The sequence below is a fragment of the Microbacterium sp. SMR1 genome (assembly GCF_003289625.1).
GTDB classification, from domain to species: Bacteria; Actinomycetota; Actinomycetes; order Actinomycetales; family Microbacteriaceae; genus Microbacterium; species Microbacterium plantarum.
Genome location: NZ_QMBN01000003.1, coordinates 512,451 through 524,222 on the forward strand (window position 1 = coordinate 512,451; position 11,772 = coordinate 524,222).

The 11,772-nt window shown below is 70.9% G+C and carries 12 protein-coding genes; 3 read left to right on the forward strand and 9 right to left on the reverse strand.

Translation table 11 applies throughout. The features are described 5' to 3' along the window. The 5 genes from DO944_RS12105 to DO944_RS12125 form a co-directional block, all read right to left on the reverse strand. The gene (locus DO944_RS12105; RefSeq protein ID WP_112617387.1) at positions 1-1,443 is read right to left on the reverse strand and encodes an LCP family protein; all 1,443 of its coding nucleotides are present in this window, start codon (positions 1,441-1,443) and stop codon (positions 1-3) included. Beyond that, positions 1,440-1,907 carry a 5-(carboxyamino)imidazole ribonucleotide mutase gene (gene purE / locus DO944_RS12110; RefSeq protein ID WP_112617590.1) on the reverse strand — a complete coding sequence of 156 codons (468 nt, stop codon included), beginning with the start codon at positions 1,905-1,907 and terminating at the stop codon, positions 1,440-1,442. The genes DO944_RS12105 and purE overlap by 4 nt, the downstream gene beginning before the upstream one ends. A 111-nt stretch (positions 1,908-2,018) precedes the next feature. Continuing rightward, positions 2,019-3,146, reverse strand: coding sequence for a 5-(carboxyamino)imidazole ribonucleotide synthase (locus DO944_RS12115; protein ID WP_112617388.1), 1,128 nt, complete (start codon positions 3,144-3,146; stop codon positions 2,019-2,021). 76 nt (positions 3,147-3,222) lie between these two features. Continuing rightward, positions 3,223-3,777 carry a PH domain-containing protein gene (locus DO944_RS12120; protein WP_112617389.1) on the reverse strand — a complete coding sequence of 185 codons (555 nt, stop codon included), beginning with the start codon at positions 3,775-3,777 and terminating at the stop codon, positions 3,223-3,225. Between the two features lie 62 nt (positions 3,778-3,839). Further along, positions 3,840-4,628: a biotin--[acetyl-CoA-carboxylase] ligase gene (locus DO944_RS12125; RefSeq protein WP_112617390.1), complete on the reverse strand. Its 789-nt coding sequence runs from the start codon at positions 4,626-4,628 to the stop codon at positions 3,840-3,842. A gap of 129 nt (positions 4,629-4,757) precedes the next feature. Here DO944_RS12125 and DO944_RS12130 point away from each other — a divergent pair, with 129 nt between their 5' ends. Beyond that, positions 4,758-6,347, forward strand: coding sequence for an acyl-CoA carboxylase subunit beta (locus tag DO944_RS12130; protein WP_181574233.1), 1,590 nt, complete (start codon positions 4,758-4,760; stop codon positions 6,345-6,347). After that, positions 6,344-6,595, forward strand: a complete 252-nt coding sequence (locus DO944_RS12135; RefSeq protein ID WP_181574234.1) for an acyl-CoA carboxylase subunit epsilon — start codon at positions 6,344-6,346, stop codon at positions 6,593-6,595. The genes DO944_RS12130 and DO944_RS12135 overlap by 4 nt, the downstream gene beginning before the upstream one ends. 201 nt (positions 6,596-6,796) lie before the next feature. On the opposite strand, the gene DO944_RS12140 is transcribed toward DO944_RS12135, so the two are convergent. The 4 genes from DO944_RS12140 to DO944_RS12155 are packed head-to-tail and all read right to left on the reverse strand — an operon-like array spanning position 6,797 to position 11,056. Continuing rightward, positions 6,797-7,873 carry a hypothetical protein gene (locus DO944_RS12140; protein WP_112617392.1) on the reverse strand — a complete coding sequence of 359 codons (1,077 nt, stop codon included), beginning with the start codon at positions 7,871-7,873 and terminating at the stop codon, positions 6,797-6,799. Next, complete coding sequence (locus DO944_RS12145) at positions 7,870-9,108, reverse strand: sensor histidine kinase (RefSeq protein ID WP_258524709.1); 1,239 nt, start codon at positions 9,106-9,108, stop codon at positions 7,870-7,872. Before DO944_RS12145 ends, DO944_RS12140 begins: the two co-directional genes overlap by 4 nt. After that, the gene (locus DO944_RS12150) at positions 9,098-9,754 is read right to left on the reverse strand and encodes a response regulator transcription factor (RefSeq protein ID WP_112617393.1); all 657 of its coding nucleotides are present in this window, start codon (positions 9,752-9,754) and stop codon (positions 9,098-9,100) included. The genes DO944_RS12145 and DO944_RS12150 overlap by 11 nt, the downstream gene beginning before the upstream one ends. Before the next feature lie 9 nt (positions 9,755-9,763). After that, positions 9,764-11,056 (reverse strand): class I SAM-dependent RNA methyltransferase, encoded by a 1,293-nt coding sequence (locus tag DO944_RS12155; protein ID WP_112617394.1) that lies wholly within the window; start codon positions 11,054-11,056, stop codon positions 9,764-9,766. Between the two features lie 44 nt (positions 11,057-11,100). Between DO944_RS12155 and DO944_RS12160 the strand changes: the two genes are divergently transcribed. After that, a complete protein-coding gene (locus tag DO944_RS12160; RefSeq protein ID WP_112617593.1) occupies positions 11,101-11,757 on the forward strand; it encodes a nucleoside triphosphate pyrophosphatase in 657 nt (218 codons plus the stop codon). The last annotated feature ends 15 nt before the right edge of the window (positions 11,758-11,772 follow it).

Sequence of the window (11,772 nt, forward strand, 5' to 3'; positions counted from 1 at the left end):
TCAGCCCTCCGGCGCGGGGGTCGGGGTCTGCGGGTGGAGCGCGTCCTGCACCATCTGCCGGACGAGAGCCCAATCCGGGTCGGCCTCCTCGATACCGTTCTCGGGCGTGAGCTCGATCGTGGTGACCGGCTGTTCCTTGGCCTTCATCGCGATATCGGCGAGGAACGGCAGCAGATCGGCGGGGATGTCGGTCTGGACGAGCACCTGCCCGGCATCCGCGATCTCGGTGAAGCGGTCGAGCACGTTCTGCGGTGTCATCTGCGCGAGGATCGCCTGCTGCAGCTCGCGCTGGCGACGCATCCGGTCGAAGTCGCTCGTCGTGTAGCGCGACCGGGCATACCACTGGGCGGTGTCACCGTCCATGTGCTGCTGGCCCGCCTCGATCCATCCCTCGGCCCAGTCGTCGGCCGGCTGCCCCTCGTACTGGGGCCCGCCGCCCTTGGGCAGGCGCTCGACGACGTTGATGTCGACACCGCCGAGCGCGTCGACGAGGTCGGCGAAGCCCTTCATGTCGATGAAGACGTAGTAGGGGATCGTGATTCCGAGGATGCCTTCGACGGCGTCCTTTGTCGCCTCCACCCCCGGCGACGATCCGTCGTCATGTGCGTCCGGATAGAGGGCGTTGCCGTCGCGGCAGATCTCCACCTCGGTCTGCAGCTGGTTGATGCCGCTGCTCCACCCGCAGTTCGGGTCGACGCGTCCCTCGTGGACGTCGGGATACAGATCCTTCATCGGCCCCGGAGCGAACGGGAAGTGCCCCATGTCGCGCGGGACACCGGTGATCGTGGTCGCCCCGGTCTCCGCGTTCACGGACACGACGGAGATCGAGTCGAAGCGCATGGAGTCGCGGCCTTCACCGCTGTCGGCACCGAGCAGGAGGACGTTGTAGTAGCCGTCCGACGGCGGAACGCTCGGCCCACTCGCACCGAACACGGTGCTGAGCGTCTCGCGAACGGAGTTCACGCGGTCGAACGTCCACGCGGCGGCCGACGTCGACGCGACGGCGAGCAGAATGGCCAGGAGCGGGACGCCGATGCGGGCCACCGTGCCCGCGCGCACGAGCTTCACCAAACGCAACGTGTCGACCGTCAGCACGATCCACAGCACCGCGTAGAACGCGATCACCACCTGGACGATCAGCAGGACGAGCCAGTTGGTGGCGAGCGAGAGCAGCAGCGGGCGCCACAGCAGACCGGTCAGCACGGTCAGGAGTGCGATGACCCACATCGTGATCGTTGCGGCGAGACCGAAACGCCCCAGTCGGCGATTCCCGGCGAGCACCTGGGCAGAGCCGGGCAGGAGGAAGTTGAGCACGACGAGCCACCACCCGCGACGACCCATGACCTCGGGCGAGGTAGTGTCGGGATGCCGCAGCGGCCGCTCTTCGATGAGGCTTCCGCGTCGCGGCCGTGCGGAGTTGCGCGGCGGAGCGGTGACGGTCACAGGGATTCCTTGAGTCGGAGGTTCTTCTCCTCGACCTGCTGTTCGAGGCTGCGGGCGTACTCCTCCAGCCGATCGGCGAGCTCAGCGTCGCCCGCGCCGATGATGCGCGCAGCGAGGAGGCCGGCGTTCTTCGCGCCGTTGATCGACACGGTGGCCACGGGGATGCCGCCGGGCATCTGGACGATGCTCAGCAGCGAGTCGAGTCCGTCGAGGGTCGCGAGCTGCACCGGCACGCCGACGACCGGCAGCGGCGTCAGCGACGCGAGCATGCCCGGGAGGTGCGCCGCTCCCCCCGCGCCGGCGACGATGACGCGCAGCCCTCGCGCGCGTGCCTCACGACCGTAGCGGAGCAGCTTGTCGGGGGTGCGGTGGGCCGAGACGACTTCGACCTCGTGCGCGACACCGAGGTCGGTGAGCGCCTGCGATGCGTCGCTCATGACGCGCCAATCGGAGTCCGAACCCATGACGACTCCGACGAGCGGAGCGTCCGACGAATGCAGCGGCGAGGATGTCACCGACCCAGGTTAGGCGGGCCACCTGTGGAATCCCCGGAGCGGCGCGGTACCCCCGAGGGCTCAGTCGTCGAAGTTCGCCGCCACCACGCGGGCGTCGCCGACGACGGCGTCGAGGTCGTCGCCCGACAGGTTGACGTGTCCGACCTTGCGCCCGGGACGCGGGGCCTTGCCGTAGGTGTGGACCTTCGCACCCGGGTGGGCTTCGAGAGCGGCGGGGATGCGCGCGGCGAGCGAGTCGGAGACGGGACCGCCCAGGATGTTGATCATGACCGACCACGGCGCTCGCGGAGCCGTGTCGCCGAGGGGCAGATCGAGCACCGCGCGGAGATGCTGCTCGAACTGTCCGGTCACGGCGCCGTCCTGACTCCAGTGACCGCTGTTGTGCGGGCGCATCGCGAGCTCGTTCACGAGGAGCCGGTCATCGGCCGTCTCGAAGAGTTCCACCGCGAGCATGCCGGTGACACCCAGCCCTTCCGCGATCGCGACCCCGATGTTCTCGGCGACCTCGATCAGGCGCTGCCCCGCCCGCGGAGCCGGGGCGATGACCTCCGCGCACACCCCGTCGCGCTGCACGGTCTCGACCACGGGGTACGAACGCCACGCCCCGGAGGGCCGCCGCGCCACCTGCTGCGCGAGTTCGCGCGTGAACTCGACGAGCTCCTCGACGAGCAGCTGTCCCCCCGGCTGGAGGGCGTCGAGCCAGTCAGCGGCGTCGTCGGCGGAACGGACGACACGAACGCCTTTGCCGTCGTATCCACCGCGCGGCGTCTTCACGACCGCGCGCCCGCCGTTGTCGTCGAGGAAGGCTTGCAGGCCGGCGGCATCGGAGATCGCGGCCCACTCGGGCTGCGGCATCCCGAGCTCGGCGAGCCTCGCGCGCATGCGCAGCTTGTCCTGTGCATAGAAAAGAGCGTCGGGACCGGGGTGCACGGCGACGCCGTCATCGACGAGCGCCCGGAGCACCTCCTGCGGAACGTGCTCGTGATCGAAGGTGATGACATCGACATCGCGAGCGAAGGCCCGAACCGTTTCGAGGTCGCGGTAGTCGCCCGTCGCGGTCGCCGCGATGGCTGCAGACATGCCCGGCTCCTCGGCCAGGACGCGCACATCGAGTCCCAGCTCGACGGCCGGCGCGATCATCATGCGGGCCAGCTGCCCTCCGCCGACGATTCCTACTCGCAACGACATGGCGCCTCCTCCGGTTTCGCATCCATCATCCCGCACACGGAGACGGGGTCGCACGCGCGAGCGGGCGCGATCATGCTCAGGCGTCGGAGCCGATGATCGGCATGCTGTGCGAGTCGCGATGCGCCAGAATCTGGCTCACCTCGACCTGGTCTGCCAGCACCTCGTGGACGAGGGCGACGGCCGGGATGCTCCGCAGCCGCATGGCGGGGTCGACGCCGTTCGAGAGCGTCAGCGTTCCCGTCCCGTTCAGGCGCTGGATCGGGCCGCGCGACTCGTCGATGCCGTAACCACGGATATGGCTGAGCTCCGACCGGCGACGGACGATGAGTCCCGAGGTCTCGATGACCCGACGGGTCGTGATCGTGTACGAATGCGCGAGCCAGCGTAGGTACGGCAGCACGACGAGGAGCACGACCACCAGCCCCGCGGCCGACCAGAGCATCACGTCGGTGAAGGGGTCGGGCACGTTCCCGGTGAAGTATCCCGTGACACCCGCGATGACGATGAGCAGCAGCGCCGGCCAGAGGAGCGGCCCGGCGTGCGGGCGCAAGCGCGCGACACGAAGCTCGGGGGCCGCGGCACCCAGCGCTGGCGCGACGGGGCGACCGAACGAGGCTGCTGGCTGTGTCACAGCACCATCATGGCCCGCGGGTGCGACAACGCCTCGGCGGCACGCCCGGATGCCGCGAGGCCTCAGCCGACTCCGCGGACATGCACGACGTCGCCGGCTCCGACGACGCTCTCGACAGCCCCCGTCCGCACGACCAGGCGCCCGTCCTCATCGAGGCGCTCCGCCGTCCCCGTCAGCGTCTCGCCGCCGGGCAGCGAGACGACGATGTCCTCGCCGATCGTGACGCACGCCGCGCCGACCCGCTCCCGGAGGGCGTCGTCGGCGCCGCTCACCGCGAGGTGGGCGATGTGGTCGCGCAGGCCCCTGAGGTAGTCCGCGAGCAGTCGGTCCTCGTCGACCTCCACCCCCAGCACGGCGAAGGAGGTCGCCGTGGCGACCGGCAGGTCGACCTCGGCCATCGTGGTGTTGACCCCGGCACCCAGGATCACGTCGCCGGCCTCGCCCGGCAGGACCTCGGCGAGGATGCCGCTGATCTTCCGCCCGTCGACGAGGACGTCGTTGGGCCATTTCACTCCGACCTGCCGGTCGTGCAGCTGCGCGGAGACGGCGTCGCTCATCGCGAGACCGGCGACCAGGGGGATCCAGCCGCGCGAGTGCACCGGCACAGCGCCCACGCGCAGGAGCACCGAGATCGCGAGCGCGGTGCCCGCGGGAGCCGTCCAGCTGCGATCGAGCCGGCCGCGACCGGCGCGCTGGTCGGTCGTCAGGAGCACCGAGAGGTGCGGGTGGGCATCGGGGTCGGCCTCGACCTCGCGGCGCAGGTGGGCGTTGGTCGAATCGGTGTGCTCGACGACGTGCACGCGGGGCGAGACCGCGGCCGCGCGGGGATAGCCGTTCTCGGGGATCGTCATGGCGTCACCCTACGATGCCGGATCGCGGCTCGGCGAGGGGTTGCGCCCGAGGGTTTCCACAGGCGATCGCCGTCGTCGTTGTGGGTGTGCTCCAACGGCTGCGGGGCCGCGCTGGATAGGGTGGAACGCGTGACCGACCAGCCCGACCTGTCCACGACCGCCGGCAAGATCGCCGACCTCCGCGCCCGCTACCAGACGGCCGTCGTCGACGCCGAGACCGCGGCACGCGAGAAGCAGCACAAGAAGGGCAAGCTCACCGCCCGCGAGCGCATCGAGATGCTCGTGGACCCGGGTTCGTTCGTGGAGCTCGACGAGTACGTGCGCCATCGCACCACCGCGTTCGGCATGGACCGGTCCCGCCCCTACGGCGACTCCGTCGTCTCGGGCGTCGGCACGATCCACGGCCGCACTGTCGCGGTCTACTCGCAGGACTTCACGACGTTCGGCGGCTCGCTCGGCGAGTCCGCTGGCGAGAAGATCATCAAGGTCATGGAGCTCGCGCTGCGCGGCGGGATGCCGATCATCGGCATCCTCGACTCGGGCGGCGCCCGAATCCAGGAGGGCGTCGTGGCGCTCGGCAAGTACGGCGAGATCTTCCGCCTGAACACCGCGGCGTCGGGAGTGATCCCCCAGATCTCGCTGATCATGGGGCCCGCCGCGGGCGGCGCGGTCTACTCCCCCGCCCTCACGGACTTCGTCATCATGGTCGACAAGACGAGCCAGATGTTCGTCACCGGCCCCGATGTCATCAAGACCGTCACCGGCGAGGACGTCGGCATGGAGGAGCTCGGCGGCGCCCACACTCACAACACGCGTTCGGGTGTCGCGCACTACCTGGCCCAGGACGAGGACGACGCGATCGACTACGCCCGGTCGCTCCTGAGCTTCCTGCCCGACAACAACATGTCGGACGCCCCGGTGTACGAGACCGGCTTCGAGTGGGAGACCACTGACGACGACCGTGCCCTGAACGTCGTCATCCCCGATTCGCCCAACCAGCCCTACGACATCCACCAGGTCATCTCGGGGATCGTCGACGAGGGCGACTTCCTCGAGGTGCAGCCGCTGTTCGCACCGAACATCGTCGTCGGCTTCGGCCGGGTCGAGGGACGGACGGTCGGCATCATCGCCAACCAGCCCTCGCAGATGGCGGGCACTCTGAACATCGATGCCGGCGAGAAGGCGAGCCGGTTCGTTCGGTTCTGCGACGCCTTCTCGGTGCCGATCGTCACCCTCGTCGACGTTCCGGGCTATCTTCCCGGCACGGATCAGGAATGGACCGGCGTCATCCGCCGCGGCGCCAAGCTGCTCTACGCCTACGCCGAGGCGACGGTTCCGCTCGTGACGGTCATCCTCCGGAAGGCCTACGGCGGCGCCTACATCGTGATGGGCTCCAAGCAGCTGGGCGCCGACGTGAACGTCGCCTGGCCGACGGCGGAGATCGCTGTGATGGGCGGCCAGGGCGCGGTCAACATCCTCTACCGCGGTGAGATCAAGCGCGCCGAAGAGGCAGGCGAGGATGTCGCCGCGGTGCGGTCGCGCCTGGCCTCCGAGTACACCTACAACGTGGCCTCCCCCTTCCTGGCCGCCGAGCGGGGCGAGCTCGACGGCATCATCGAGCCGGCGCAGACGCGCGTCTACATCGCGAAGTCGCTGCGCGCGCTCCGGGGGAAGCGGGCCGAGCTGCCCGCGAAGAAGCACGGGAACATCCCGCTGTGAGCGGTCGAGAGGATTCCCGGGACGAGGCGGGCCACGACGAGCGACCCCTGCGCATCGAGGTGCGGCGCGGCGATCCGACCCCGGAGGAGCTGGCCGCCGTCATCGCCGTCGTGAGCGAGTCGTACGCCCAGGAAGCCGCGGAGGCGATCGCGCCCGAGCCCGCCCCCGAGTCCGCCTGGCGGCGCTCGGCACGCGCGCTGCGGACGCCGCTGCGGCGCGGCTTCGGCTGGGGGCGTTTCACCGGTTGACGGGCGAAACTGATTTTGTCCCCCGAAATACCTACAGACAGATCTGGCACGCTGCCGCAGACTGAATGTGCTGGAACGCTACTGCGTTCGGTCACCCGAGCTTCTAGCCGGTGACTGCTGCGAGTCGGTTTTCGGGTAACCACTCGCATGGCGAGGGGCGGGCGGCTTCGCCGCCCCTCGCCCCCAGCACCTTCCGTTCGGTCAGAGACGCGGGCGGGGCCGCGCGATCTCGCGCCAGAGATCGACCGTCTCATCGGCGTCGTCGTCATGACGCGAGCGACCGACGACCGTGACCGCCGTGTCGGGATGCGTCGAGGTGCGGATGTAGAGCCGCTCCGACCGTGCCCCGTCGAGCACGTCGGCGAGCTCGGCGCGGATGGCGGCGAGTTCGCGCTCATCGAGGCCGTCGAGGCCGCCCTCGTCGAGGAAAGTGACGTGGGATCCGGCTCGCCGGACGTCTTCGAGCACGCGGCGCACCGCGTCGTCGAGCAGCCGCGGACCGCGCAGCTCATCGCGCAGACGCCCTTCCGCGAGCCGCGCCTGCAGGCGCTCGTCGTCGTCGAGGTCGCCGCCCGCGTTGATGGTGCGCGAGAGCACCGGCCCCGCAACGGCGAGCGCGCGCTGCACGCGGACCCGGCGCTCGCGACGGCGGCCCTCCTGTGTGGCGAGCCATTCGGACGCCTCGCGTTGAAGCGCCGTGAGCTGCGCGGTTTCCACGGCCGCGCGGTCGATCAGCAGGACGATGATCTGCGCTCCGCCCACCCAGATCGCCGAACCGACGGCTCCCAGCGAGAGCGTCGGCTCCGGGCCGATCCACACGACCGACTGCAGGAACAGGACGACGATGCCCGACCAGGCCACGATCGAGCGCCGGCGCACGACGAGGACGGCCATCAAGGCACCGAGCCCGCCGAGGCTCCAGGTCGCGAACGGCTGCAGCCGCCCCTCTTCGCCCGCGGCCCACCAGGTGGCTGACGGGATCACGACGGTGACCGCGAGGGCGAGGAGCGCGATCCACAGGGGCAGCGGCGCCGGACGGCTCATGCCCGCCGTCACGGCGCTCATCGCCGGAACCTCCGCGGCCGGCTTCGCCGCCGCATCCATCGGCCGCGTGGGCCAGAAGATGCACAGGCCCGTGACGGCGAGGTAGACGACGAGATTCAGGATCAGCACGACGGGGACATCGACGGGGCGCGTCCAGAACATGCCGCCGACCGCCAAGTACGCCGTGAAGGCGACCCCGAGTGCCGACAGCACCCAGCGGACCGAGCGGTTCATGAGCTCTCCTGCCAGCTGATGGACACGGTCGTCCCTGATGCGTCGGAGTCGACCCTGGCGGCCCCGGCCACAGCGGCCACCCGCGCGATGATCGAGGCACGGATCCCGAGGCGATCCTCGGCGACGCGCGTCGCCTCGAAACCGGGTCCGTCGTCGGCGACGGTGATCGCAAGCCCAGCCCTGTCGGCGTGGAACGACACGCGCAGATTCGCAGCGCCGGCATGCTCGACCGAGTTCGTCACCGCCTGCGCCGCCGCGAGGTGCAGCGCTCGGGCGACACGGCCCGGCACAGACCGCGCATCGGGTTCGATCCGCTGCGACACCGCGGCGTCCGGAGACAGTCGGTGAACCGTCGCTTCGAGCTCGCCACCGATGACGCCCGCCGGGATGGGGGCGTCGGGGCCCTCGCCCACCTCCTGGTCGACGTTCGCCAGTCGCGTGAGCGCCTCGCGGGCCATGGCGACCGCGAGAGTTCGCTCCCGGTCGGTCTCGGCGCGTTCGGCCGCGATCAGTGCTGCCAGCACGCTGTCGTGCATGAGTGCCGCGACGGCGACCCGCTCCTTCTCGACCGCGTCTGCTGCGGCCGCCTGCGCGAAGGAGCGGACCGCGCCCTCCCGTCCGCTGTCGATGCTCGCCGCGAGGGACCGGAGGATCCAGCCGACGACGATCAGGACGCTCGCGAGGATGATCGCGAACGCCGAGTCGAGCGCGACGTCGAGCACGGTGGCGGGCGTGAGAGGCAGAAGTGTGAGCCGCATCGCGCCGTACAGCAACGGCAGAAGGAACGCCCAGACGATCTGTCCGGCGAGCGGCATGCAGAAGACGGCCGCGACGGTCCCCACGTTGATGAGGAACCACAACCAGGGCTGCTCGTCGACGGTGGTCGACCGGTCGGCCGCCAGCGGCCAGAGGACCGTTGCGACCGGGAAGACGCCGGCGAAGATCGCGGCGAACACGCGGACGGCCCGCGAGGTGATCAACGCGACGCACATCATCAGCAGCGTGCCCAGGACCACGATCAGCAGGATCGTGTGCCAGGCGGAATGTCCGGCGGGGGTGCTGAGCGCTCCCACGAGCGCCTGGATGCCGATGACGGCGCTTCCGGTGCCGACGACGATGCCCAGGATGCGGTCGATGCGCGACTGGGTGAAGCGCTGAGTCTGGGCCAGGGCCTCGCGGAACTCCGCGGGACGACGCGGGCGGGTCGTGCCGGTGCCCAGGGTCTCAGCGGGCATCGGAGGCTTCGCCGACGAGACCGTCTTCCATCGCACGGCGGAGGAGGTCGACCTTGGTGGGTGCGGGACGGCCGACCTCGACGTACTTCACGCGCACCCGGGTGATGTTCTCTTTCGCGGTGGAGTAGGCGATCCCGAGCCGCTCGGCCACCGCTTTGAGGGGCAGTCCGGCGGCGTACAGGCGGAGCACGTCGCGCTCGCGTGCGGAGAGCTGGGCATCGGCGAACGCCCGGTCGCCGTCGACCGCGCTGGCCCACTCGACGTTGTCCAGGTGTTCGCCCCGCGCCACCGTCCGAACCGCCGCGACGACGTCGTCGGTGCGCGCCGACTTGCTGATGACGCCCAACGCGCCCGCAGAGAGGGCTTCACGCACCGCCGCCGGCCGGTCGGCGACGCTGTGGATGATGACCTGCGAGCCGTCCCAGACGAGCTGAGCGACGTTCTCCGCCACGGTGGCGCCGTCGCCGAGCATGAGGTCGAGCACGACGACATCCGCCGGCGACTCCCCCGTGTCCCTCCGCCATCGCAGATACTCGGCGACGGTGCTGCCGGTGAAGACGACCTCCCCGACTCCCGCTCGGGAGCAGGCGGCGGCGAGCCCGAGCCGGACCGACTCGTGATCGTCGATGAGTGCCACCCGTGTCATGGGCTCAGCCTAGGACAGGGGGCCCTCGTCGGTGAGTACCGCAACCGCCTCCATGTGGTGCGAATGGGGGAACAGGTCCAGGCCCTGCAACGACACCGGCGCGTAGCCGCCCGCGCGCAGCATGCCGAGATCGCGCGCGAGCGCGACCGGATCGCACGCGACGTAGACGAGGGTCGCAGGCCGAAGCCGCAGCAGCGAATCGACGACGTCTCGTCCCGCTCCCGACCGCGGCGGGTCGAGAACCGTCACCCCGGCGCGCAGCCGGGCGCGTTCGGCAGCCGATGCGGTCTCCTCGACCTGCGCCAGCCAGCGGTCGACCCGGCCGGTCTCGGCGCGGGCACCCACCCACTCGGCCAGGTTCTCCCCGGCGTGGTCGGTGGCGCGGGTGTCGGACTCGACGCTCGTGATGCGGGTGGCCGTGCCTCCCAGTTCGGCGACGGCGGCCGCGAGGAGACCGACCCCGCCGTACAGGTCGAGGTGCCATGCGTCGGGATCGACGGTGCGGCCGGCGGATCGCAGGCCGCTGTGGACCGCATCGCGCAGCGCGACCGGCGCGAGCCGGTGGACCTGCCAGAACCCTCCGGCGTCGACGCGGAACTCCCGGTCGCCGACCCTCTCGATCACGGTTTCGCGCAGCGCCGGGTCGGCCGCCGGACGCGGACCGCCCCGACCTCGACGGCGGGGCGTCTCCGGGCGGGCCAGGGCTCGCACGCGCCCGTCGGAGGGCTGCACGAGGTCGAGGCGGCCGGGAGCGGCCGACCGGCCGCGGGCTACCGATTCGGCGATCGCCGGGGTGGCGAGCGGCAGGTCGTCGACCTCGACGACGCGGTGCGAGCGCGCGGCGAAGGGCCCGATGCGTCCATCCCCGTCGACGTGGAGGCTCACGCGGGTGCGCCATCCCGTGCCGTCCGGCGTCTCGTCGGCGCCGGCTGCCGCGACGACGACGTCGCTGTCGACACCGCCGAAGCGCTTCAGAGCGTCGCGGAGGACGCGCTGCTTGAGCTCGCGCTGGTGTTCGAGGTCGATGTGCCCGAAGTCGGCCCCGCCCGGGCGGTTCTCCGGCGCGGTGCCGATGTCGGCGGGCGACCAGACGTGCGGTCGCCGATGCCGCGACGCCTCGAGCACTTCGAGCGCCTCGGCACGCCAGAACGACGACTTCGCGGTGTCGGTCAGCCGCGCGCGCACCCTCTCACCGGGGATCGCGTCGGGGACGAAGACGACGCGGCCTTCGTGTCGTGCGACGAAGACGCCGCCGTGGGCGACGTCGGTGACGTCGAGATCGAGGAGGTCGCCGGACTGCATCCCTCGATGCTCGCACACGCGCGCCCGCAGGTAGCGTGAACGGCATGCGCGTGTGCCTCGCCTCGACCTCCCCCGCCCGCCTCATGCTGCTGCGTCAGGCGGGCATCGAACCCGCGACCCGTGCCCCCGAGGTCGACGAGGAGGCCGTCGTCGCCGCCCTCGAAGCCGAGGAGGGTCGCGTGCTGCCGCCGGACGAGCACGTCCTGCTGCTGGCGCGACGCAAGGCGGCCGACGTGGTCGCGACGCTCGCGCGACTCGAACCCGACTTCGACGGCATCGTCATCGGGGGCGACTCGATGTTCGCCTTCGACGGCGAGGTCCTCGGCAAGCCGCTCCGACCCGACGTGGCGACCGCGAGGTGGGAGAGGATGCGCGGGGGCACCGGCATCCTCCACTCGGGGCACTCGGTGTTCCGCGTGCGCCCGGGGACCGTTGCGCAGGAGGCGTACGCCGTCGCGGACGCCGCGGTGACCTTCGCCGACGACATCACCGCCGACGAGATCGCGGCGTACGTCGGCACCGGCGAACCTCTGCAGGTGGCGGGAGCCTTCACTGTCGACAGCCTCGGCGGCCCCTTCATCACGCGGGTCGACGGCGATCCCTCCACGGTCGTCGGGATGTCCTTATCGACGTTGCGCCGCCTCGTCCGTGAGCTCGGCGTGGCCTGGCCCGACCTCTGGACCACGCGGCTGACATCATGAACGGCGGGCCCGCTT